This is a genomic window from Bacillus sp. HU-1818, assembly GCF_022695965.1.
Lineage (GTDB): Bacteria > Bacillota > Bacilli > Bacillales > Bacillaceae > Bacillus > Bacillus atrophaeus.
Genome location: NZ_JAAPBE010000002.1, coordinates 383,447 through 405,654, shown reverse-complemented (window position 1 = coordinate 405,654; position 22,208 = coordinate 383,447). Strand labels below are relative to the sequence as shown.

The following is a 22,208-nucleotide window of genomic DNA, read 5'->3' as shown; positions in this document are numbered from 1 at the left end:
CTATTCTTCCGCCTTTTGCAGCTTGCTGGACTGATCTTCCATGATCAGAGCATCAACAAACTCATCGAGCTTACCTTCAAGGATTTGATCAAGCTTTTGAATGGTGAGTCCGATACGGTGGTCCGTCACACGGTTCTGCGGAAAATTGTACGTGCGGATCCGCTCTGAACGGTCGCCTGTACCGACTGCAGACTTACGTGTTTGATCGTATTCCGCCTGCGCTTCCTGCTGGAACTTATCGTAAACACGCGCGCGAAGCACTTTCATGGCTTTTTCTTTGTTTTTAATCTGTGATTTCTCGTCTTGGCAAGACACCACGACACCAGTCGGCAAATGAGTCAGACGGACGGCAGACATTGTCGTATTTACACTTTGTCCCCCCGGTCCGCTTGAAGTAAACGTATCGACACGAATATCTTTTTCATGAATGTCCACTTCAACCTCTTCCGCTTCCGGAAGACAGGCTACTGTTGCCGTAGATGTATGGATGCGCCCGCCTGATTCTGTTTCAGGGACACGCTGCACACGGTGTGCGCCGTTTTCATACTTTAGTTTCGAGTAAGCGCCTTTTCCGTTGATCATAATAATGATTTCTTTATAACCGCCGGTTCCCGTTACGCTCGCTTCCATGATTTCAGTTTTCCAGCCTTGAAGCTCGGCATAACGGCTGTACATGCGGTATAAGTTACCAGCAAATAACGCAGCTTCTTCACCGCCTGCTGCTCCTCGGATCTCCATGATGACGTTTTTATCATCATTCGGATCTTTAGGTACAAGCAATAGTTTGAGCTGGTCTGTCATGGCTTCCGTTTCATCCTGAAGCTCAGAAATCTCTTCTTTCACCATTTCCCGCATTTCGGCATCGAGCTTATCTTCAAGCATCGCCTTTGCATCAGCCAGCTGTTCTGATGCATCTCTGTAGCGTCTATATACTTCAACTGTCTCTGAAATGTCGGATTGTTCTTTTGAATATTCTCTGAGTTTATTCGGGTCATTGACGACCTCTGGATCAGATAACAGTTCATTTAATTTCTCATATCGTTCTTCGATTGACTTTAAACGGTCTAACACGGTCTTCACCTCTGTTTTCCTGTGCGTAACATTCTCATTATAGTATAGGGCTTACCGCCAGTCAAAAGCAATTCTATCCGATCAAAACATCCGCTTTGATATACTGTAAAAAAAGAGGAGGGTTTCCAGTGTTCGAATCCATTCACCATATCGCTATAATATGTTCCGATTATGAAAAGTCGAAAACCTTTTACACAGAGAAACTTGGGTTTGATATCGTTCAAGAAACGTACCGGAAAGAACGGGATTCATATAAGCTTGATCTATCCCTTGGCGGCACGTATGCCATTGAACTGTTTTCTTTCAATGATCCACCCGCGCGCCAGACGCATCCGGAAGCGGCAGGGTTGCGCCACCTCGCTTTCACAGTCAGAGATCTTGATCAAGCTGTAAAGAAGCTTGGTGAAAAAGGCATTGTTACGGAGCCGGTCAGAATTGATCCTTTGACAGGCAAACGATTTACTTTCTTTTCCGATCCTGACGGGCTCCCTTTGGAACTGTATGAGCGGTAACGATTAATTGAAGAAAAAAGGGAAATCACCACTTTCTTTGACGAATCTTTTCTTGTTTTGTCTAACATGAAGGGAACCGGATCACTTAGTCGAATACCTACCTGAAAAGGAGGTATGCGATTATGAATACCAATGTGGTGGCAAGAGAACTCGGTGTATCAACCAAAACTGTCCAGCGGTGGGTCAAGCAGCTGAATCTTCCGGCAGAACGGAATGAACTTGGACACTATTCCTTTACAGAAGATGATGTGAACGTGCTGAAATCGGTTCAAAAACAAATTTCTGAGGGTGTCGCGCTCCAGGAAGTAAACGTTCCGCGGCAGCATAAAAAGCGTTCGGGATTTATCCTGCAAAAAACGAACAGAGGTGCATCCGAACAAAGAATAGAGCAGCTGGAACAGAAGCTCTCTGCCCTTTTACAGCAAAAGCAGTCAGAGGACAAGCTTCTGGCAAGGCTGGATGAGCTTGAACGGCAGCTCAAACAGAAGGCTGACGAAGGTGTGTCGTATCAGCTGCTCCAGCACAGAAGAGAGATCGATGACTTACACGCAGATCTGCAATCTCTCGCCTCACAAACAAAGCATCTATCCGGTGCCGAGCCAATCCCCGAAACGGCTGTTTCCTCTGAAAAGACAAAAACCAGAAAAAAACCGCTCCTATCACTTTTTAAGTTTCAGACCTAATAAAAAAGCTCCCTTTTGACAGGGAGCTTTTTTTCTACGCAGTAAGCGCGATAATGATCGGCAGTGAAATCAGTGACAGAATCGCACTGATCACAAACGCCGAAGCCGTTTCTTCTTCTTGTTTCTCGAATCGTGTCGCAATCATAGCTGCTACAGCTGAACCCGGGAACGCAACTAGCAGGATGGCTTTTGTTGTTTGGTCAGCAGGCAAACCGACAGCAAGAGCGATCAAGAACATTAACGCAGGCTGAACAGCAACTTTCAGCAAGGCAATGCCAAAGGCCGGCACGCTGAGTTTAATTTTGCGGATACCAACTGTTACACCTACTGCAAAGAGCGCCACGCCCGAAGTCGTGCTTCCAAGCTGATCAAGCATCTTCACGCCTAGTTCAGGAAGCGAAACACCGCAAAGGACCAGAATCATACTAGCCAGCGGAGCTGCAGCAAGCGGTTCAGAAAGACCGTGCAAAATTGATTTTCCTGTCATTTTCCAGAAACTTTCGCTGTTCGCATCTTTCTTCTTCTTCGATGACTCACCGACAGTTGCAATGATGATGGCAAGCGGGTCAAGCATCGCGTTAACCACGATACCCGTCACCGCGATCGGAATCGCAACCTCTTGAGCGCCGAACAAACTTCCCAATACAGGAATACCCATAAAGGCGAAAGTTGGCTGGGCTGAGTTCAGTGAGAAAACTGATGAATTTGTTAAATCATATTTAAAAACAAATTTACATACTAAAAGAATAACAATATAAAAGCCGACGATTCCAATAATCAATGATACCATTAAAGGTATTTGTGATAAAAATTCACTTCTGGAAGTTGTTAAAATACCAGCTATAAAGTGAGCCGGAAGTGCGTATTTTGTGACTAACGTACTTACCCCTTTTGCAGACTTAGCATCATAACTTCCGAAATGACCAGCGAACCATCCCAGCACGATAACGAAAAATATCGGCGCCAGGAGGATTAAAATATCTAAGAAGCTCAAGATTTTCTCCTCCGTATCCTTGATGTCCGTATACTGCAGCTTTACTAAAAAGCTTTCCCTCGGACAGAAATATTACTCAAAAAATTATTTTGCAATTACTTTTTTGTATTGCGGGGACCACATTGCATCAAGCACTGCTTGTCTTACATCTTCCGGATGTACATTAGCTACGCCGTCTTTGATGGCTGCTTCTGCCACGTCAATCGCAACTCGGATTGAAACCTCTTGAAGATCATCAATACTTGGAAGCAATCCTGCTCCAGGTGTTTCTAAGTCGACCATTTCCGCAATCGCGTTTGCTGTTGCAGCAAACATTGCAGGTGTAATGACGCTTGCTTCGACTACAATTGAACCAAGTCCAAGGCCAGGGAACGCAAATGCGTTGTTAGATTGTCCGATTTCATAAGAAACGCCGTTGTATTCAACATTGTCAAACGGGCTTCCCGTTGCAACAAGCACTTTTCCGTCCGTCCATTTGAACAGATCTTCAGGCACTGCTTCAGCAAGATGAGTCGGATTTGACATAGGCATAATAACAGGGCGGTCTACATGAGAAGCCATTTCTTTTACAATATCCTCTGTAAACGCACCTGAAACCCCTGATGTACCGATTAGAATTGTCGGTTTCGCTTGGCGAACCACTTCGTCGAATGGAATTTCGCCTTTTTCATTATGTTTCCAATCTTTCACTTCTTCAGTGCTGCGAAGGTAAGGTTTTTGGAAATCAAGAATGCCTTCCATATCGTCTGTCAATAGGCCTCTGTAATCAAGTGTATAGAACGCTTTGTTGGCTTCTTCTTCAGACAATCCAGCAAGAACCATTGTGTCACGGATTTGGTCAGCGATACCGATACCCGCTGAACCCGCACCAAAGATAACAACGCGCTGATCTTTAATAGAAGCGCCTGTTTTCTTCATAGCTGCAAGCACACCCGCAAGAGTAATCGCACCTGTACCTTGAATATCATCGTTAAAAGTCAGGATTTCATGGTTATATTTTTTCATGATATTGCGCGCATTTTTGTTTCCGAAATCTTCCCAGTGAAGAAGCGCTTTAGGGAAGAACTTCAATGCAGCCTTGATATACGCATCAACGAACGCTTCATAACGTTCACCTTGAATACGCTCATGATGGTTACCGATATATAATGGATCATTAAGCAGTTTTTCATTGTTTGTTCCAACATCAAGCACAACAGGAATAACCCGGCTTGGATCAATACCCGCCGCCGCAGTGTAAACAGCCAGTTTACCGATCGCAATATTAATTCCGCCTACACCCCAGTCACCGATACCAAGGATACTTTCAGAATCTGTTGCCACGATCAAGTCAATATCGCCCGCCGTTGCATGAAGATTTTCAAACGCCTTTTCAATTCCGTCAATGTTGTCAATTGAAAGGTAAATCCCCTGCGGTCTTCTGTATTCATGGCTGTATTCTTGAATCGCTTCACCAACTGTCGGTGTATAAACAACCGGAAGCATTTCACGAAGATGATTTTGTAACAATTTATAGAAAAGAACTTCATTACGGTTTTGCAAGTCATTTAAATAAACATTTTGACGAAGACGGTCAGGCTGTGCTAAAAATTGCTCATACGCGCGTTTCGCCTGTTGGTCAAGAGAAAGTACAGTCGGCGGAAGAAGTCCGTCTAAACCAAGTTCTTGTCTTTCTTCAAGTGAAAAAGCTACACCTTTATTCAAAGTAGGAATGGACAATACTTCTTTTCCTCTGAGAGTCGTTTCCAAATGACCTTCCTGTGTTTTTTTAATGTTATTCAAGCAAATCTCCTTCTTTCTAATTGTTAATCTGGTTAAATAATAAGTCATCTACAATAAAATCGATCATGATCGTTAAACGATTTTTTGACAATTATTCGAACAATGTCTAAAAACTATTTACACTACGTAAGACATTTTATGCCTGCTATAATCAAAATTCAAGTGATGAAAATTACTTAATTTTTTATTACTCTTAATTAAGTTTTTTAACTACAATATTTGTGAAAAATAAAAAACACCGGCTTTTTCCTGCCGGTGTTTTCCAATTTATATATGAACTACTTTCCTGCATTTCCTGCTTTCTCCGGGACCTCGTGATGGTGTCTGCATCTTGCTTCATATGATTCTGACGCCCCGACCAAAATGATAGGATCATCATAAGAAGCAGGCTTACCATTAATAAGGCGCTGAGTGCGGCTTGCGGGTGATCCGCAGACAGAACAGACGGCTTGAAGCTTTGTAACTGTTTCAGCCATTGCCATCAAATCAGGCACCACGCCGAACGGTTCTCCTCTGAAATCCATATCAAGACCCGCCGCAATGACACGATATCCTTTATCTGCGAGTGACGACAAGACTTCTATAATCATCCGGTCAAAAAATTGCACTTCATCAACTGCGATCACATCTGTCGTTTCACTGATGTGGTTCCATATTTCAGAAGGCGCGGCAATAACATGGCTTGTCATCGACGTACCGTTGTGGGAGACAACGGCTTCCTCACTGTAACGGTTATCTATAGCGGGCTTAAATACTCTGACTTCCTGTTTTGCATAAGTCGCTCTCTTCACTCTTCGGATCAGCTCTTCCGATTTCCCAGAGAACATACTGCCGCAAATCAGCTCCAGCCACCCGCTTTGCTTCATTATGTACATAGGCTTCTGCTCCCCTTTCATCACCAGCGTCTATTTTAGACAACATAAAAACAGGCAAGAATTGCTTCTTGCCTGTTGATAAAATCTATTATTACTTAAGACCGTATTTTTTGTTAAAGCGATCAACACGACCATCAGCAGAAGCGAATTTTTGGCGGCCAGTGTAGAATGGGTGGCATTCAGAGCAAATCTCAACGCGTACCTCTTCTTTTACTGAGCCTGTTTCAAATTCATTTCCGCAAGCACATTTAACTGTTGCTTTTTTGAAATTAGGATGAATTCCTGTTTTCAATGTGTCCATCTCCTTCCGCCCTGAATCCCGTGTGGAAACAGAGTTATTATTTCGGAGCATTTGTCCGAAACGCACATGAGAAAATTATATCAGTGAATGACTTTTTTTGCAAATGATTTTTTGTTTTCTCAGCGTCTTGCAGATGATAGATTCGCCTGTTTCCATTCTTGATTCAAAATATCAAAAAACTCTTGATTTGTTTTTGTTTTTCTCATTTTTCTCATGAATTTCTCTGCGAAATCAGGAGAATCAGACATTGTTTTTCGAATCGACCACAAACGGTCAAGATGCTCTTTAGGCACAAGAAGCTCTTCCTTACGTGTTCCGGAACGGCGGATATCAATTGCAGGGAAGATCCGTCTTTCCGCGAGTGAACGGTCAAGGTGAAGCTCCATGTTTCCTGTTCCCTTGAACTCTTCGTAAATGACATCGTCCATACGGGAGCCTGTGTCAACAAGAGCCGTCGCCAGGATGGTTAAGCTTCCGCCCTCTTCGATATTTCTCGCAGCTCCGAAGAAACGCTTCGGACGGTGGAACGCCGCAGGGTCAATCCCTCCGGAAAGCGTTCTTCCGCTTGGCGGGATCACTAAGTTGTAGGCGCGGGCAAGCCGTGTGATGCTGTCCATAAGGATAACAACATCTTTTTTGTGCTCAACGAGGCGCATAGCGCGCTCAAGCACAAGCTCAGCCACCTTAATATGATTTTCCGGAACTTCATCAAACGTTGAGCTGACGACATCGCCTGCCACTGAACGTTCAATATCCGTTACTTCCTCCGGTCTTTCGTCGATTAACAGCACAATCAGCTCTGCTTCCGGCTGATTCGCTGTGATGCTGTTGGCGATTTCTTTTAACAGCATCGTTTTACCGGCTTTTGGCGGCGCTACAATTAATCCGCGCTGTCCAAAACCTACAGGCGCCATCATATCCATAATTCTCGTAGATAAATAATTCGGTTTTGTTTCAAGGACCATATGACGGTCAGGATAAAGCGGCGTAAGAGCAGGGAAATGTACGCGTTCTTTCGCGGATTCCGGATCATCTCCGTTTACTGCTTCAACGTGCAAAAGTCCATAATACCGTTCATTTTCTTTCGGAGGACGAACCTTGCCCGATACTTTGTCTCCGTTTCTCAAATCAAAACGGCGGATTTGAGAGGCAGAAATATAAATATCTTCCGAGCTTGGAGAATAATTAATCGGTCTCAGGAAGCCAAAGCCCTCGGATTGGATAATCTCAAGCACACCTTCCATGAACAGAAGATCTTCCTGCTCGGCATTGGCTTTCAGAATGGCAAAGATCAATTCTTTTTTTGTCAGTTTGCTGTAATAGGAGATTTTATAATGTCTTGCAAGTTCATAAAGTTCTTTTAACTTCATGTTTTCCAAAGAGGAAATAGATACGTCTTTCATAAAAACACCACGCTTTTCATAGTCAATGTATTGCTTGATTGCCGTACATGTTCGTTTGGCTGCTTGTTGCATCATCCGCCAAAGCACTTTCTTTTTTTAACGTAAAGGAACTTCTATCGGTAACACTTCCACCCATTATCGGCGCTTTTTTAAAAGGATTATCTTTATGAGTTTTGAAGGAAGCGAGGACAAAAACATGAGAAGATCAATATTTATATCGTCTGTATGCGGTAGAAATTAAAACTTTCCTAGTGCTTAAAAGAAGTTAATACGCAGAAAAATCGCAGCACTCTTTATTTTTACCTCATTTCAAAGGAATATTCAACTTAAATAACACTTTGACATATAAATGATAGGGTTGACTCTTGTTTGCAAAAGAAAAGCGGGATCATCTCCCCGCTTTTTCTCTCTCTTATGGACGGATGACCAAATTTGGTTTTTTCTTAAGGCTGTGTCTTCCATCAACAAATCGGACTGTGCCGGATTTTGCTCTTATAACCAAGCTTTCTGTCGTACCGACAGAGCCTTTGAATTGAACGCCTTTTAACAGCTCGCCGTCCGTGACGCCCGTAGCCGCGAAAATGGCATCGTCGCCTTTTACAAGGTCTTCCATACGGAGGACTTTGTTTACATCTAAGCCCATTGCTTCACAACGCGTTCTTTCTTCATCGCTTTGGGGAAGCAGCTTGCCGATGATCTCTCCTCCAAGAGCTTTCAGAGCGACAGCGGAAAGCACACCTTCTGGGGCGCCGCCTGATCCAAACAAGATATCAACACCTGTATGGTCAAAGGCAGTGTTGATGGCGCCGGCGACATCTCCGTCGTTGATGAGCTTGATTCTGGCACCGGCCTCACGAAGCTCAGAAATGATTTTTTCGTGTCTTTCACGGTTTAAGATGGTAGCAACGACATCCTCAATATCTTTGTTCTTTGCTTTCGCCACCGCTTTTAAGTTATCAATGACAGGTGCTTCGATATCAATGCAGCCTACCGCTTCAGGACCGACTGCAATCTTTTCCATATACATATCGGGAGCGTTCAGCAGGGTTCCGTGATCAGCAACCGCAATAACCGTCAGCGCGTTCCAGCCGCCGCTCGCTAAGATGTTCGTGCCTTCGAGAGGATCAACTGCCACATCGACGCGCGGGCCGTAGCCGTTGCCGAGCTTCTCGCCGATATAAAGCATTGGCGCCTCGTCCATCTCGCCTTCACCGATTACCACGGTTCCTTTCATAGGAACCGTATCAAATACATCTCTCATTGCGCTTGTCGCAGCGTCATCCGCTTCGTCTTTTTTCCCCCGGCCCATCCATCTTGCTGATGCCAATGCGGCCGCTTCTGTTACACGTACCAATTCCATTGATAAACTTCTTTCCATCTCAGCACGATCTCCTCTCACAATTACACATTCTAAGAATTTTGCAACTGTTCTATCTCTTCGTCTGTCAGTCTTTCCCGCCAGATTGTGGCTCCAAGACCTTCCAGTTTCTTTTCCAGATTGCTGTAGCCTCTGTCCAAATGCTCTAAACCGGTAATTTCCGTTACGCCGTCGGCCATCAGCCCGGCGACGACAAGACAGGCGCCCGCCCTCAAATCACTGGCCTTGACTTTGGCGCCTTGCAGCTCCACAGGACCGGTAATAATGGCGGATCTTCCTTCCACCTTCATATTGGCTCCCATTCGTCTCAGCTCGTCAATATGCTTGAACCTTGCCGAGTAAATGGTGTCCGTCACGACACTTGTCCCTCTCGCCTTTGTCAAAAGCGATGTCATCGGCTGCTGCAGGTCTGTCGGAAATCCCGGGTATACAAGTGTTTTAACATCTACAGGCTTTAATTCTTTCTGGCCGCCGACAATCAATATTTGATCGTCACTTGTTTCAATATGAAAACCCATTTCTCTCAGCTTTGCCGTTAAGGATTCAAGATGAGTCGGAATCACATTGTCGATAATGACTTCCTTGCCCATTGACGCACCGGCGATCATAAATGTTCCGGCTTCTATTCTGTCTGGGATAATCGTATGTTTGCAGCCATGAAGCTCTTTTACGCCGTCTATCCGTATGACATTGGTTCCGGCGCCTTTAATTTTTGCGCCCATGCTGGTCAGTAGTGTGGCGACATCTATAATCTCAGGCTCCTTCGCCGCGTTTTCTATCAATGTTTTTCCTTCAGCGAGAACGGCGGCAAGCATAATATTAATGGTAGCCCCCACACTGACGACATCCAGGTAGATCCGGGCGCCTCTCAGCTTTTCAGCCCGCAGATAAATCGCGCCCTGTTCATTTGTCACTTCGGCTCCAAGCGCTTCAAAGCCTTTTATATGCTGGTCAATCGGCCTCGGACCTAGATGGCAGCCTCCCGGCAGACCGATCACCGCTTGTTTGAAGCGTCCGAGCATCGCACCCATTAAATAATACGAGGCGCGCAGTTTTTTCACTTTTCCGTTAGGGAGCGGCATGCTGATCATCGAAGTGGGGTCAACAATCATTTCTCCATTTTCAAAATGGACGCTGCCGCCGATTTCTTTTAACAGATCACGCAGGGTTTCAATATCTGAAATCTCCGGAAGCCCTTCTATGGTCACTTCGGAATTTGCCAAGATGGTTGCAGGTATCAAAGCGACAGCGCTGTTTTTTGCGCCGCTAATATGTACTGTTCCATTTAACGAGTCGCCGCCGGCAATATTCAACTTTTCCATGATAGTCTCCTTCCTTAAGAAGATAGCTGCGGAGCGTAAATAAAATGGCATTTTATTCTGTCTCTGCAAATAAAAGCCCATGTCCAAAATCTAGCCAATTCGAAGAGAAAGAATACAACACAATGTGAATTATCAAGAAGAAAATAGCGAAGCTTTGCGGGGTATTGGTTTCACATGTTGTACAGAGACCCGGCCGTCTTTTAGAAATCCGGCAAAACGCAGCACGTACACCCTTCAATCCCGGCGATGCGCAAGAGCAAGAATCATACCTTAGCGCCCAAAGGTCCGCTGTATGAGCTTATAAAAACGAAGGCTGCGGCAAACAGACAATAGCCCGCCGTTTGCCGCAATCTTCATTACTTATTCCAATCAGCCAAGAATTGTTCGATACCTTTGTCTGTCAATGGGTGCTTTGTCAGCTGATGAATGACTTTAAGCGGCATTGTGCCGATATGAGCCCCTCTTAACGCAGCCTCAGTTACGTGCTGGGCATGGCGGATGGATGCCGCAATGATCTGCGTATCTAATCCGTGCACGTCAAAGATTTGTTTGATTTCAGAGATCAGTTCAAGGCCATTGTGGCCGATATCGTCAAGACGGCCTAAGAAAGGAGAGACATAGGTTGCGCCGGCTCTAGCCGCAAGAAGCGCCTGATTCGCACTGAAAATCAGCGTGACGTTCGTTTTTATGTTCAGATCACTCAACGCTTTGACCGCTTTTAAACCGTCAGAAGTCATTGGGATTTTCACTGTGATATTAGGGGCGATCTTCGCCAATTCTTTTCCTTCTTCAATCATCTCTTCAGCGTTGAGGGAAATAACCTCTGCGCTTACTGAACCCGGCACCACTTCAGTGATTTCGCGCAGGCGGTCGTGGAATGATACGTTCGCTTCCTTCGCTACTAAACTAGGATTTGTCGTAACACCCGCAAGAACTCCTAATTCATACGCTTCTTTAATTTCATCAATATTTGCTGTATCAATAAAAAACAACATTTTGAAGAACCTCCCTGGTTAAGAAATTTCTGAACTGTGGAACATGTTTGCGCTTTCTAACGATAGACATAAAACCGCCTGTCAAAGCTGTCAGGCGGTTATGAATTGAATTAAGCTTGGTTTGAAGAACCAAATTCACGCATTTTACCGATAACCGTTGCTTTAATCGCTTCGCGAGCAGGTCCGAGGTATTTACGCGGATCGTATTCGTTTGGCTTTTCTGCTAGTGTTTCGCGAACAGCTTTTGCAGAAGCAATTTGGTTTTCAGTGTTTACGTTGATTTTGGCTGTGCCAAGTGAAATTGATTTTTTAATGTCGTCAGTCGGAATTCCAGTACCGCCGTGAAGAACTAGCGGAAGACCAGTTGATTTACCGATCGCTTCCATTTCTTCGAAACCAAGGTTTGGTTCACCTTTGTAAGGACCGTGAACAGAACCCAATGCAGGTGCAAGGCAGTCGATGCCAGTGCGTTCAACAAGCTCTTGGCACTCTTTAGGGTCAGCGTAGATTACGCCTTCTGCGATAACGTCATCTTCTTGTCCGCCGACTGTTCCAAGCTCAGCTTCAACAGATACGCCGTGGAAATGAGCAAGCTCAACCACTTTTGAAGTTGTTTCTACGTTCTCTTCAAACGGGTGATGAGAAGCGTCGATCATAACAGATGTGAAACCTGCATGAATCGCTTTTGCACAAGATTCAAAGCTTGAACCGTGGTCTAAGTGAATCGCAACAGGAACTGTCACATTATATTCTTCGATAAGTGCTTTCACCATAGCTACGACTGTTTTGAAGCCGCCCATGTAGCGTCCCGCACCTTCTGATACACCAAGAATGACTGGAGATTTTTCCTCTTGAGCAGCTTGTAAAATTGCTTGAGTAAACTCCAGGTTGTTTAAATTAAATTGTCCAACAGCATATCCTTTTTCTTTAGCTGTATTCAACATTTCCGTCATTGAAACTAAAGGCATGTCGAAAGTCCTCCTTATGTAGCCTGATTTGCTTCTAGCGAAAAAAGCTTTCCACCCTAGCATGACCATAAATTCTCGTCATATGTAAATTCTCAGATCGCTTTTTCTCCACCTCTAGGATACCAACTTTTCGACAAATCGGCAACATAATGGCCTGATTCAATTTGTTTCTTATTTTTGTCAGTTTGATTTCAGCGGCAAATATTTTTTTACCGCGTCCCGGATTTCGTCAATATCAAAAGGCTTAGCGAAATGTGTAAGCGCACCCAAGTCTTTTGATTCCTGAATCATATCCAGCTCGCCGTATGCGGTCATGATGATCACACGGATGCTTTCGTCGATAACCTTCATTCGTTTCAGAATCTCAATTCCATCCATACCTGGTATCTTCATATCCAGGAGAACAAGATCAGGGCGCTCCTTTGTTACGATGTCGAGCGCCTGAAGGCCGTTCGCAGCCTGAAACGTCTGATAGCCTTCTTTATTGAATACTTCATTAAGCAAAATACGAATTCCGTATTGATCATCAACGATTAAAATTTTCTCATTCATCATTTTACACCCCAATGTTATGATTTTCGTCAAAAGTAAGCAGTAGTTAATGTATTCTGTTTGATTTTCTCATTTCCTTTAATTATAATAGTCTACTTTCCGACATTTTCTGAGCAATTTCTCTTTTGTTATATACTATATTGTACGTTATAAAGGAGGCTTCACCTATGTTGAAAATATTCACAACGCAATTGACAGGCATTTTTTCACGCATTCAGGATAAGGAATCAGAAGCAATTGAAGATGGGGCCCGGTTGCTTGCGCAGGCCGTGGTCAGCGGACATTCCATTTATTTATATGGAGCGAATGAATTGCAGGGCATTCACTGGGAAGCATCAGCCGGCAGAGAACCATTCCCTTCAATAAAAGTCTTTCCTGACAGCATTGAACATATAACTGAAAGCGACAGGGTGCTCATGTTTTGTTCGAGTCCGGGAACAGAGGAAGAACAGGCGCTTGCGAAAGAGCTGTATGAAAAAGGCGCCGGTGTTGTATGTGTGTCACCCGTTGCGAAGGATCAAAACGGAATTGAACAATATTGCGATGTTCATATTGATACAAAATTAAAAATGCCCCTCGTACCTGATGAAGATGGCACAAGGTACGGATTTCCTTCTTTGATGGTAGGTCTTTACGTGTACCACGCGGTGTCTTTTACATTAAAGGAGATTCTTCAAGAGTATGCTTAATCCATTGTACAGGCCGGATACAGAAAGACCAAATAAAAAAGACTTGCGCGTTTTGAAAAAACGGCAAGTCTTTTTTTATTATTTCTGGTCTGAAGCTTCTACAGAGGCTCCGATAAAGTCTTTGAATAAAGATTGAGGTTTTGTCGGTCTTGATTTAAATTCAGGATGGAACTGGGATGCCACGAACCATGGGTGATCCTTCAGTTCGATGATTTCCACAAGACGTCCGTCCGGGCTTGTGCCTGAGAATACAAAACCGTTTGCTTCCATCTGCTGTCTGAATTCGTTGTTGAACTCGTAGCGGTGGCGATGGCGTTCGTAAACCACTTCATCTTGATACGCTTCAAAGGCTTTTGTTCCTTCTATTAGCTTACAAGGGTAAAGGCCTAAGCGGAGCGTTCCTCCAAGGTCTTCCACATCCTTCTGTTCAGGCAGAAGATCAATGATCGGATATGGCGTTGATGGATCAATTTCAGCTGAATGAGCACCTTCAAGTCCTAACACGTTTCTCGCATATTCGATGGATGCCACTTGCATACCCAAGCAAATACCGAAGAAAGGAACTTTGTTTTCACGCGCGTATTTTGTCGCAATGATTTTTCCTTCCACGCCGCGATCGCCGAATCCGCCGGGAACGATGATGCCGTCTGTGCCGCTTGTCAGCTCATGGATATTGCTTTCTGTCACTTCTTCGGCATTGATCCATTTCACTTTCACATCAGCGTCAAACGCGTAACCCGCGTGGCGAAGTGACTCAACAACAGAAATATAAGCATCTTGAAGCTCTACATATTTGCCCACGAGACCGATTGTCACGGTTTTAGACAAATTGCTTACTCTGTTGACAAGCTCTTTCCACTCTGACATTTCTGCATCCTTACATTCTAAGTTCATATGATTGCAGACAAGTTTATCAAGTCCTTGTTTTTGCAGTTCAAGGGGAATGGAGTACAGGTTGTCCGCATCTTCACATTCAATAACCGCTTTCGTGTCGATGTCACAGAAAAGAGCGATCTTGTCTTTCATATCTTGTGAGATCGGCATTTCAGTGCGGACTACAATGATATTAGGCTGAATGCCTAAGCTTCTTAATTCTTTCACGCTGTGCTGGGTCGGCTTTGTTTTCAATTCTCCCGCAGCTTTAATATAAGGGACGAGTGTACAGTGAATGTACATTACGTTTTCTCGTCCGATGTCACTTTTCATTTGGCGGATCGCTTCAAGGAACGGCAGGGATTCAATATCTCCTACTGTACCTCCGATTTCTGTAATGACAACATCCGCTTTTGTTTCTTTTCCTGCGCGGTAAACACGGTCTTTCAGTTCATTAGTAATATGGGGAATAACTTGAACCGTTCCGCCCAGATAGTCTCCTCTGCGCTCTTTTTTCAGAACCGTGGAGTAGATTTTACCTGTTGTTACGTTGCTGAATTTGTTTAAGTTAATGTCGATAAAACGCTCATAGTGGCCTAAGTCTAAGTCTGTCTCAGCTCCGTCATCTGTAACGAAAACCTCACCGTGCTGGTATGGGCTCATTGTTCCCGGGTCAACGTTGATATACGGGTCGAATTTTTGGATTGTCACATTCAGTCCTCTGTTTTTCAGCAAACGTCCCAATGATGCGGCAACAATACCCTTTCCAAGCGAGGATACAACTCCCCCGGTTACAAAAATATATTTAGTCATTTCGATTGCTCCTCTCTTCGGTCTAAGCTACATTCTTTAAAATGTACCGTTTTATAAAAAATCATTTAGTTTTTTGCTTCTATTTCTAAATGATTATGCAAAGAAAATACCGTTATATAGGGGTGAAAATAAGAAAGCTCCCTTTCAATTTCTTGAAAGGGAGCGTAGTATTCGTATGAATTCCTCTTCTTTTTGAAGAGCCCAAAATACATACTACATAGTTCGACTATGAAAGTCAAGATGGTTTTATTTCGGAAAAAAGAATCCGCCTTCTACTCTTTTTTCTCCTCATCTTCATCTAAGTCTTCTTCTTCATCTTCTTCATCGTCAATTAGATCTTCATCGATGTCTAAGTCTTCTTCTTCGTCATCGTCTTCATCAATATCATCAAATTCGTCAGCCTCAAGATCCAGCTCTTCCTCAACTTCATTCAAATCGATATCATCTTCATCGACCACTTCAAATTCATCAAGGTCAAGATCTTCTTCGACAGCCTTCTTCGCTTTTTTCTTTTTCGCCTTAACGGTCGGCTGCGTTTCTTCATCCAGCTGATCATAAGGATACCAGCTGCGAAGGCCCCAAGTCTGGTCAGACAAAGCCAAGAATCGGCCGTCTATATTTAAGTCTGTATAAAACTGTGCGATCCGGTCTCCCAAATCTTCTTTTTTTACACCGAGCAATGAAGCAATTTCATTTAAAAGCTCCTGAAAAGGAACTGGTTTTTTACTGTCTGAAAACATTTCATAAGCGATTTCAACTAAAGCCATTTCCTTTAGCTGTTCCTGTGAATATTGTTTGATACCCAAGGTCAGACACTCCCTTTCTATTACTTATATGTATCTGTTTTTATCCTATAATAAAAGCGATTTTGTATTGTTCTTAAGACAAACCATACCTCTCATTATAAACAAAATAAAACAGATTATGCTACCCTAAACAGTGTTAATTTAAGATTTTTTAGCGGAGTGCCGCCTTTGGGCTGAACTGGAATGATAGAAACCTGCTTTAATTCGCGAGCATCCTTGAAATCACCAGCCTTTGAATTTCTTGGGTTCCTTCATAGATTTGAGTGATTTTCGCGTCTCGCATGTAGCGTTCAACCGGGTAATCCTTTGTATAGCCGTAACCTCCGAAGATTTGCACGGCTTCTGTTGTAACCGTCATCGCCGTATCCCCCGCTAACAGTTTAGACATCGCGGAAGCTTTTCCATACGGAAGCCCCGAGGATTCCAGCCACGCAGCCTGATAAGTCAGAAGTCTCGAGGCTTCTATCATTGTCGCCATGTCGGCAAGCTTAAAGGCGATGGCCTGCTGCTCTGCAACAGGCTTACCGAACTGTTTTCTTTCCTTTGCATACTGAAGCGCCGCATCTAAGGCGCCTTGAGCAATACCGACAGCTTGCGCCGCAATGCCGTTCCGTCCGCCGTCAAGCGTGCTCATCGCGATCTTGAACCCTTCCCCTTCCTCGCCGAGGCGGTTTTTGGCAGGCACGAGGCAGTCTTCAAAGATAATTTCTGTTGTCGGTGAGGAACGGATGCCGAGTTTTTTTTCTTTTTTGCCTATGGAAAAGCCTTCGAATCCTTTCTCAACGATAAAAGCAGTAACACTTTTTTTCCTTTGTTCAGGGTCAGTGACGGCAAAGACAATGTAAATATCAGCCGCCCCGCCGTTCGTTATAAAGATTTTCGAACCGTTTAATAAATAGTCATCTCCGATTCTTTCAGCGACGGTTTTCATTCCGCCGGCATCTGATCCCGATCCCGCTTCCGTTAAGCCGTAAGCGCCGATCTTCTCTCCGAGGGCAAGCGGTGTAAGATACGTCTGTTTTTGTTCCTCCGTCCCATAAGCATAAAGCGGCCAGCCGCAAAGAGAGGTATGGGCGGAGAGCGTCACCCCCGTTGAAGCGCATACCTTAGAAAGCTCCTCCACCGCAATGACATAGGCAAGATAGTCGCTTCCGATCCCTCCGTATTGTTCAGGCCAAGGTATGCCCGTCAGCCCCAGATCAGCCATCTCTTGAAACAGCCCTCTGTCGAAGCGTTCTTGTTCGTCACGCTCTGCTGCTGACGGGGCTACTTCATTCTTCGCAAAGTCGCGGACCAATTTTCTAATCATTTCATGTTCATCTGATAAATTGAAATTCATAGCTTCTCCTCCGCATTCACTGGTTCACCTTGATGACTGCCAAAGACAGATTGAGCCAGAAGTTCAGCGACATCGTAAGTTCCGACGCGGTCTTCTGCTTCTTTTGCTTTTGTGCCGTCGCCAAGCATCGTGAGGCAATACGGACAGCCTGAACTGATGATTGACGGGTTAACGGATAGCGCCTGTTCTGTCCTGGCGACATTGATTCTGTTGCCCGTTTCTTCCTCCATCCACATTAATCCCCCTCCGGCTCCGCAGCACATTCCGTTTTCCCGGCTGCGCTCCATTTCTGTCAGCCGGACGCCCGGGATTGCTTTTAAAATGGTTCTCGGCGGTTCATACACTTCATTGTACCTGCCCAAATAGCATGAATCATGGAAAGTGATGGTTTCATTTACCGGATGCTTCGGTTTGAGTTTTCCGTTCTTCACCAAGTCGGCCAGCACTTCGGTATGATGAAAGACCTCGCCTTGAAATCCGAAATCAGGATATTCATTTTTAAATAAATTGTATGCGTGCGGGTCGATGGTCACAATTTTTTTCACTTCATTTTTTTCAAATTCAGAAATATTTTTTTCGGCCAGCTCTTGAAATAAAAATTCATTTCCGAGGCGGCGCGGCGTATCTCCTGAGTTTTTTTCTTTATTGCCGAGAATGGCAAATGAAACGCCGGCTTCGTTCAGCAGCTTGGCGAAGGTAACGGCGATTTTTTGGCTCCGGTTATCATATGAACCCATGGAACCGACCCAGAATAAATACTCGAATTCTTTTTCTGCTTTTTTCATTTCTTTCACAGTAGGTATTTCTACGTCTGAAGCTGCGTCCCGCCAGTTTTCGCGTTCTTTGCGGTTCAAGCCCCACGGATTTCCTTGCCTTTCAATGCTTGTCATCGCCCGCTGCGCGTCACTGTCCATTTTTCCTTCAGTAAGAACCAGATAACGGCGGAGGTCGATAATTTTATCCACATGCTCGTTCATGACAGGGCACTGGTCCTCACAATTTCGGCACGTGGTGCAGGCCCAAATTTCTTCCTCTGTAATGACGTCTCCGATTAAGTCCGGACTGTATTCAGCGGCGGCGGCGGCTTCCTTTGATCCGCTTGCGGCAGAAGCGGCTGCAAGCTGATTGCCTTTCGTGTGCTGAAACGCAACCGCAGGCACCCACGGCGATCTCGATGTGACGGCAGCGCCTTTTTCAGTCAGATGGTCTCTCAAACGTAAGATTAAATCCATCGGCGACAGCATCTTTCCGGTGCCGGAAGCCGGGCACATATTGGTGCAGCGGCCGCATTCCACGCACGCATATAAGTCAATAAGCTGGGACTGACGGAAGTCCTCAATATTTCCCACGCCGAAACTTTCTTTTGTTTCATCAGTGAAATCAATCTTCTCAAGCTTGCCCGGCGTTGTCAGTCTGCTGAAAAAGACATTGGCGGGTCCGGCGATTAAATGCGCATGCTTAGATTGAGGCACATATACTAAAAAGCTCAGCAAAATCAATAGATGCGCCCACCAAGCAACATAAAACACCGCGGCCGCTCCGGTCTCTCCTATTCCTCCAAGCAGAAACGCAATGGCCGATGCGATCGGTTCGCTCCAAGAAAGGCTGTGATGGTGCCAGATGAGATTCATTCCGTTTCCAAGTAAAACAGTCAGCATCAGCCCGCCAATGAAAATGAGGACAAGCCCTGATTTAAACCCGCGTTTGAGTCTGACAAGCTTCTCAATGTAGCGCCTGTGAAACGCCCAGAAAACCGCAATTAAGATAAGAAAGGTGACGATTTCCTGAAAGAAGGTAAATACAGGATATACCGGCCCAAGCGGCAATCGCCTGTCCGGAAGCAGTCCTTTTATAATAAAATCCATTGCTCCGAACTGGACGAGAATGAATCCATAGAAAAATAAAACGTGGATGATCCCGCTTTTTTTATCCTTGAGCAGTTTTTTCTGGCCGAACACATTCACCCAAATGCGTTGAAGCCGTTCTTTCAGCCGTTTGTCAAATTGCTCCCTTTGGCCGAGTCTGATATAAGCCAGCCTTGTTTTGATCAAATAAAAAAACAGATAGACAGCGTAAGCGGTTACAAGCAAAAATGCCAGTGTATTCACGACGAGAAAGCCGCTCATTCCGATTCCCCCTTTATTCTCCTTCAGACTCTGATCCCCATTCCGAATCTGTATAAGGTTATCTTTATCATAAATAATGAATGAGTGTTCAGTCAATAATTAAATTTCCTTTCTCTGGGCACACTACAGTTACTTCAGGAAAGGAGTGTCTTGATGAAGGTCTTTTTCGCAATTCTTATTATTCTAATCCTCCTGTTCGCCTTGTTGCTGCTTGATATATTTCTCGGACGGGCGGCTTACAGAAAAAAAGCATATGAGCCTGTTTTTTCAAAGAAAAAAAGCGATATCGAACTGATAGATAACGGAAATGTTCTTTTCCAGCGTCTTATGGATGACATCCGCCAAGCCTCATCTTCTATTCATGTGTTGTTTTTTATCATGAAAAACGATGAGGTCAGCCATGATATGTATGCTTTGCTGAAGGAAAAAGCCAAAACCGGAATGCCCGTATATTTGCTGCTGGACTGGGCCGTCGGACGCACGATAAAAAAAGACACTCTGAAAACGATGAAAAGCGCCGGTGTCCGGGTTTATTTACTTAATCGGCCCGCCTTCCCTTATTTTTTCTTTCGTATGCAAAAACGCAATCATAGAAAGATCTCGGTGATTGACGGGAAAATCGGCTATGTCGGCGGATTTAATATCGCGGGTGAATACCTTGGCAAAAAAGCAAAATTCGGTAATTGGGAAGACTATCACCTGCGAATGACGGGAAAGGGCGTAGCCGACCTTCAAACCGTTTTTTTAGAGGATCTCAAGCGAAATGGCGGTCCTGCTGAAACAGCCTCAGATGTCTTCCCTCAGCTTCCGCAAGGGAATCTCTCTCATACCATCTATGCGAGTGATGGTTTTTCTCTTGAGGAAAGCTATTTGTCACACATCCGTCTTGCCAAGCAGAGCATTATCATATGCACGCCTTATTATATTCCGAGCAAGCGGCTTCAGCAGGCGTTGTTAGAAGCAAGAAAAAACGGCGTATCGGTTACGCTTATTGTCCCTATGAAATCGGATCACCCGCTGGTCAGAGAGGCCGGCTTCACTTACTATGCTGAGCTGTTGGATGCAGGCTGCATGATTTATCGTTTTTATCAAGGATTTTATCATGTGAAAGCAATGGTTATAGATGGCATCATCAGCATTATCGGCACGGCTAATTTTGATAAGCGCAGCTTTTTTTTGAATGAAGAGATGAATGTTGTCATTGATGATGATGCATTTACAAAAACAGTGTTGGAAACCATTGAGCTGGATATCAAAAAATCTGATCTGCTGACGAAAGAACATTATAAAAAGCGTTCAATTCGGCAAAGACCGGCAGAATGGCTCGGCAAAGCGCTATCTTATTTTTTGTGAAGGAGAGATCCTATGATTTTCAGATTTGGGTACGTGTCAAATGCGATGAACCTGTGGGATGCGTCTCCGGCAAAAACGCTGACATTCACCCGTTACGCTGCGCTTTCGAAAACAGAAAGAAAGGAAGCGCTTCTTTATACAACAAAGGCCAATCTGAACAATACCCTGCGGACCATCTATTATACAATCGGCCATGACATCCCGTTATACCGTTTTTCAAGCTCAATCGTACCGCTGGCCACCCATCCCGACGTCATGTGGGATTTTGTCACTCCTTTTCAGAAGGAGTTTCGGGAGATCGGGGAGCTTGTGAAAAAGCACAATCTAAGAACAAGCTTTCATCCCAACCAATTTACGCTGTTTACCAGCCCGAAAGAAACCATTACAAAAAACGCCGTGACCGATATGGCTTATCATTATCATATGCTCGAAGCGATGGAAATTGCTGATCGTTCGGTCATTAATATTCACATCGGCGGAGCTTATGGAGATAAAGCCGGCGCGATTGACCGTTTTCATGAAAATATAAAACAGCTTCCGGAGGAAATAAAACAGCGGATGACGCTTGAAAACGATGATAAAACGTACACAACCGAAGAGACCTTGGCTGTCTGTGAGCAAGAGGGAGTTCCGTTCGTCTTTGATTATCATCACTTTTACGCAAATCCAACGGATGAAGCCGACCTGAATGAAGCGCTGCCCAGGATGATTGAAACGTGGAAAAGAATCGGGTTGCAGCCGAAGGTCCATCTCTCATCTCCCAAATCAGATAACGCCATTCGCAGCCACGCCGATTATGTCGATGCTAATTTTTTGCTGCCGTTATTGGAGCGTTTCAGACAATGGGGAACAAACATTGATTTTATGATTGAGGCCAAGCAAAAAGACCGCGCGCTTCTCCGGCTTCTCGACGAATTAAGCGCAATTCGCGGAGTCAAGCGGATTGGGGGCGGAACATTGCAATGGAAATCGTGATAAATCTTGGATATGGTCATGCAGGTTTAGCGCCTGGACAAAACGGGAATATTCCCTGTAACAAGCGTCATCAATCGAACAGAACAATAGATGGAGGAAAAAAACCATGAAAAACATAAAATCTCTCAAAATCGCCGCACAGGCTTTTACTTTAAAAAATTTGATTCAGCTTTATCAGCTTTGCCATTCAGGAAGCCATGAACTATATATTTACTCTAAAAAAACCATGTGTAAAATTAGAGATTTGATTGAGCTGGAAACATTTAGAATGGCTCATAAAGAAAATGAGTATTTAATTGTAATCGAAGGAAAAAAAGCGGATCATATGATCGAAAAGTTCCAAGGCTTGATTGAGCCGGCAGAAAAACAAGTTCATTAATATTTACATATATAAGAAT

General features: G+C 44.4%; 21 protein-coding genes and 1 pseudogene. 6 read left to right on the top strand and 16 right to left on the bottom strand.

Annotation, left to right across the window (positions count from 1 at the left end):
• On the bottom strand, positions 1-1,071 hold the full coding sequence (prfA, locus tag GXP75_RS07375; protein WP_061570932.1) for a peptide chain release factor 1: 1,071 nt from the start codon (positions 1,069-1,071) through the stop codon (positions 1-3).
• 128 nt (positions 1,072-1,199) lie between these two features.
• On the opposite strand from prfA, the gene gloA2 reads away from it, so the two are divergent.
• On the top strand, positions 1,200-1,583 hold the full coding sequence (gloA2, locus tag GXP75_RS07370) for an SMU1112c/YaeR family gloxylase I-like metalloprotein (RefSeq protein WP_214916082.1): 384 nt from the start codon (positions 1,200-1,202) through the stop codon (positions 1,581-1,583).
• A 122-nt stretch (positions 1,584-1,705) separates the two neighbouring features.
• Positions 1,706-2,266 carry a chromosome-anchoring protein RacA gene (gene racA / locus GXP75_RS07365; RefSeq protein ID WP_242556485.1) on the top strand — a complete coding sequence of 187 codons (561 nt, stop codon included), beginning with the start codon at positions 1,706-1,708 and terminating at the stop codon, positions 2,264-2,266.
• A gap of 34 nt (positions 2,267-2,300) precedes the next feature.
• Here racA and GXP75_RS07360 read toward each other — a convergent pair whose 3' ends face one another.
• The 11 genes and pseudogenes from GXP75_RS07360 to spo0F all read right to left on the bottom strand — a co-directional run bounded on the left by GXP75_RS07360 (position 2,301) and on the right by spo0F (position 12,839).
• Positions 2,301-3,260 carry an AEC family transporter gene (locus GXP75_RS07360; RefSeq protein WP_061572238.1) on the bottom strand — a complete coding sequence of 320 codons (960 nt, stop codon included), beginning with the start codon at positions 3,258-3,260 and terminating at the stop codon, positions 2,301-2,303.
• A gap of 84 nt (positions 3,261-3,344) precedes the next feature.
• A complete protein-coding gene (gene malS / locus GXP75_RS07355; RefSeq protein ID WP_061572237.1) occupies positions 3,345-5,042 on the bottom strand; it encodes an oxaloacetate-decarboxylating malate dehydrogenase in 1,698 nt (565 codons plus the stop codon).
• Between the two features lie 278 nt (positions 5,043-5,320).
• Positions 5,321-5,917, bottom strand: a complete 597-nt coding sequence (locus tag GXP75_RS07350) for a thymidine kinase (protein ID WP_061572236.1) — start codon at positions 5,915-5,917, stop codon at positions 5,321-5,323.
• A 91-nt stretch (positions 5,918-6,008) separates the two neighbouring features.
• On the bottom strand, positions 6,009-6,209 hold the full coding sequence (rpmE, locus tag GXP75_RS07345; RefSeq protein ID WP_003326530.1) for a 50S ribosomal protein L31: 201 nt from the start codon (positions 6,207-6,209) through the stop codon (positions 6,009-6,011).
• 128 nt (positions 6,210-6,337) lie between these two features.
• Positions 6,338-7,621 carry a transcription termination factor Rho gene (gene rho, locus GXP75_RS07340; protein ID WP_003326529.1) on the bottom strand — a complete coding sequence of 428 codons (1,284 nt, stop codon included), beginning with the start codon at positions 7,619-7,621 and terminating at the stop codon, positions 6,338-6,340.
• Positions 7,622-7,643: 22 nt separating this feature from the next.
• Positions 7,644-7,819: pseudogene (locus tag GXP75_RS07335) on the bottom strand (hypothetical protein).
• Between the two features lie 214 nt (positions 7,820-8,033).
• Positions 8,034-8,999, bottom strand: coding sequence for a class II fructose-bisphosphatase (gene glpX, locus GXP75_RS07330; RefSeq protein ID WP_061572235.1), 966 nt, complete (start codon positions 8,997-8,999; stop codon positions 8,034-8,036).
• Between the two features lie 32 nt (positions 9,000-9,031).
• The gene (locus tag GXP75_RS07325) at positions 9,032-10,321 is read right to left on the bottom strand and encodes a UDP-N-acetylglucosamine 1-carboxyvinyltransferase (protein WP_242556484.1); all 1,290 of its coding nucleotides are present in this window, start codon (positions 10,319-10,321) and stop codon (positions 9,032-9,034) included.
• A gap of 356 nt (positions 10,322-10,677) precedes the next feature.
• Entirely contained in the window at positions 10,678-11,316 is a 639-nt protein-coding gene (fsa, locus tag GXP75_RS07320) for a fructose-6-phosphate aldolase (RefSeq protein ID WP_003326526.1), read from the bottom strand.
• Between the two features lie 110 nt (positions 11,317-11,426).
• Positions 11,427-12,284 (bottom strand): class II fructose-bisphosphate aldolase, encoded by an 858-nt coding sequence (locus tag GXP75_RS07315; protein ID WP_003326525.1) that lies wholly within the window; start codon positions 12,282-12,284, stop codon positions 11,427-11,429.
• Positions 12,285-12,464: 180 nt separating this feature from the next.
• Complete coding sequence (spo0F, locus tag GXP75_RS07310) at positions 12,465-12,839, bottom strand: sporulation initiation phosphotransferase Spo0F (RefSeq protein WP_010790218.1); 375 nt, start codon at positions 12,837-12,839, stop codon at positions 12,465-12,467.
• Positions 12,840-13,003: 164 nt separating this feature from the next.
• Between spo0F and GXP75_RS07305 the strand changes: the two genes are divergently transcribed.
• Complete coding sequence (locus tag GXP75_RS07305; RefSeq protein WP_242556483.1) at positions 13,004-13,525, top strand: DUF2529 domain-containing protein; 522 nt, start codon at positions 13,004-13,006, stop codon at positions 13,523-13,525.
• A 78-nt stretch (positions 13,526-13,603) separates the two neighbouring features.
• On the opposite strand, the gene pyrG is transcribed toward GXP75_RS07305, so the two are convergent.
• The 4 genes from pyrG to GXP75_RS07285 all read right to left on the bottom strand — a co-directional run bounded on the left by pyrG (position 13,604) and on the right by GXP75_RS07285 (position 19,482).
• Positions 13,604-15,211 (bottom strand): glutamine hydrolyzing CTP synthase, encoded by a 1,608-nt coding sequence (gene pyrG, locus GXP75_RS07300; RefSeq protein ID WP_003326522.1) that lies wholly within the window; start codon positions 15,209-15,211, stop codon positions 13,604-13,606.
• A gap of 272 nt (positions 15,212-15,483) precedes the next feature.
• The gene (gene rpoE / locus GXP75_RS07295; protein ID WP_214916074.1) at positions 15,484-16,017 is read right to left on the bottom strand and encodes a DNA-directed RNA polymerase subunit delta; all 534 of its coding nucleotides are present in this window, start codon (positions 16,015-16,017) and stop codon (positions 15,484-15,486) included.
• Between the two features lie 199 nt (positions 16,018-16,216).
• Positions 16,217-17,356 (bottom strand): acyl-CoA dehydrogenase, encoded by a 1,140-nt coding sequence (locus GXP75_RS07290; protein WP_214916072.1) that lies wholly within the window; start codon positions 17,354-17,356, stop codon positions 16,217-16,219.
• On the bottom strand, positions 17,353-19,482 hold the full coding sequence (locus GXP75_RS07285) for a (Fe-S)-binding protein (RefSeq protein ID WP_242556482.1): 2,130 nt from the start codon (positions 19,480-19,482) through the stop codon (positions 17,353-17,355). The genes GXP75_RS07290 and GXP75_RS07285 overlap by 4 nt, the downstream gene beginning before the upstream one ends.
• A 153-nt stretch (positions 19,483-19,635) precedes the next feature.
• Between GXP75_RS07285 and cls the strand changes: the two genes are divergently transcribed.
• The 3 genes from cls (at position 19,636) to GXP75_RS07270 (ending at position 22,189) form a co-directional block, all read left to right on the top strand.
• On the top strand, positions 19,636-20,835 hold the full coding sequence (cls, locus tag GXP75_RS07280) for a cardiolipin synthase (RefSeq protein WP_242556481.1): 1,200 nt from the start codon (positions 19,636-19,638) through the stop codon (positions 20,833-20,835).
• 12 nt (positions 20,836-20,847) lie between these two features.
• A complete protein-coding gene (gene uvsE, locus GXP75_RS07275) occupies positions 20,848-21,810 on the top strand; it encodes a UV DNA damage repair endonuclease UvsE (RefSeq protein WP_242556480.1) in 963 nt (320 codons plus the stop codon).
• Positions 21,811-21,916: 106 nt separating this feature from the next.
• Positions 21,917-22,189: a hypothetical protein gene (locus GXP75_RS07270; RefSeq protein WP_003326516.1), complete on the top strand. Its 273-nt coding sequence runs from the start codon at positions 21,917-21,919 to the stop codon at positions 22,187-22,189.
• The last annotated feature ends 19 nt before the right edge of the window (positions 22,190-22,208 follow it).

What these genes read in the sequence shown, in the direction of transcription:
- racA (WP_242556485.1), top strand. Translation starts at nt 1,706, where the DNA reads ATGAATACCAATGTGGTGGCAAGAGAACTCGGTGTATCAACCAAAACT.
- GXP75_RS07350 (WP_061572236.1), bottom strand. Translation starts at nt 5,917, where the DNA reads ATGTACATAATGAAGCAAAGCGGGTGGCTGGAGCTGATTTGCGGCAGT.
- rho (WP_003326529.1), bottom strand. Translation starts at nt 7,621, where the DNA reads ATGAAAGACGTATCTATTTCCTCTTTGGAAAACATGAAGTTAAAAGAA.
- glpX (WP_061572235.1), bottom strand. Translation starts at nt 8,999, where the DNA reads ATGGAAAGAAGTTTATCAATGGAATTGGTACGTGTAACAGAAGCGGCC.
- GXP75_RS07325 (WP_242556484.1), bottom strand. Translation starts at nt 10,321, where the DNA reads ATGGAAAAGTTGAATATTGCCGGCGGCGACTCGTTAAATGGAACAGTA.
- fsa (WP_003326526.1), bottom strand. Translation starts at nt 11,316, where the DNA reads ATGTTGTTTTTTATTGATACAGCAAATATTGATGAAATTAAAGAAGCG.
- GXP75_RS07315 (WP_003326525.1), bottom strand. Translation starts at nt 12,284, where the DNA reads ATGCCTTTAGTTTCAATGACGGAAATGTTGAATACAGCTAAAGAAAAA.
- spo0F (WP_010790218.1), bottom strand. Translation starts at nt 12,839, where the DNA reads ATGATGAATGAGAAAATTTTAATCGTTGATGATCAATACGGAATTCGT.
- GXP75_RS07305 (WP_242556483.1), top strand. Translation starts at nt 13,004, where the DNA reads ATGTTGAAAATATTCACAACGCAATTGACAGGCATTTTTTCACGCATT.
- pyrG (WP_003326522.1), bottom strand. Translation starts at nt 15,211, where the DNA reads ATGACTAAATATATTTTTGTAACCGGGGGAGTTGTATCCTCGCTTGGA.
- GXP75_RS07290 (WP_214916072.1), bottom strand. Translation starts at nt 17,356, where the DNA reads ATGAATTTCAATTTATCAGATGAACATGAAATGATTAGAAAATTGGTC.
- GXP75_RS07285 (WP_242556482.1), bottom strand. Translation starts at nt 19,482, where the DNA reads ATGAGCGGCTTTCTCGTCGTGAATACACTGGCATTTTTGCTTGTAACC.
- cls (WP_242556481.1), top strand. Translation starts at nt 19,636, where the DNA reads ATGAAGGTCTTTTTCGCAATTCTTATTATTCTAATCCTCCTGTTCGCC.
- uvsE (WP_242556480.1), top strand. Translation starts at nt 20,848, where the DNA reads ATGATTTTCAGATTTGGGTACGTGTCAAATGCGATGAACCTGTGGGAT.
- GXP75_RS07270 (WP_003326516.1), top strand. Translation starts at nt 21,917, where the DNA reads ATGAAAAACATAAAATCTCTCAAAATCGCCGCACAGGCTTTTACTTTA.